Origin of the sequence: Pseudomonas huaxiensis, from assembly GCF_003231275.1 — a bacterium.
In the GTDB taxonomy this organism is placed as follows: Bacteria; Pseudomonadota; Gammaproteobacteria; order Pseudomonadales; family Pseudomonadaceae; genus Aquipseudomonas; species Aquipseudomonas huaxiensis.
The window spans coordinates 1-244 of sequence record NZ_QKVL01000226.1; the positions used below are offsets into that span (position 1 = coordinate 1).

The window sequence follows — 244 nt, forward strand, 5'->3', positions numbered from 1 at the left end:
CGTGCCGGTCGCAGTGAGGCTGACACCGGTGGTGTCGAGGTTGTTCGGGTTGTCGTTGACGACGGTCGACGGGGTGCCGGCGGTGACCAGTTTCTCGTAGTTGCCGCCGGTGACAGCGGTGATGCTGTTGGTCAGCGTTGGGTTGGTTGCGTAGATATTGTTCGGTGCGACGTAGTCGACCGAGCCGCTGCTGGCGTTCACCGCGATGGTGATCGACTGACCGTTGGCCAGGCTGATCACCAGC

Annotated in this window: 1 protein-coding gene; it reads right to left on the reverse strand. The window is 62.7% G+C overall.

Features of this window, described 5'->3' with window-relative positions:
- A partial coding sequence (locus tag DM374_RS32985) for an immunoglobulin-like domain-containing protein (protein WP_157969850.1) occupies positions 1–244 on the reverse strand: 244 nt, incomplete at both ends.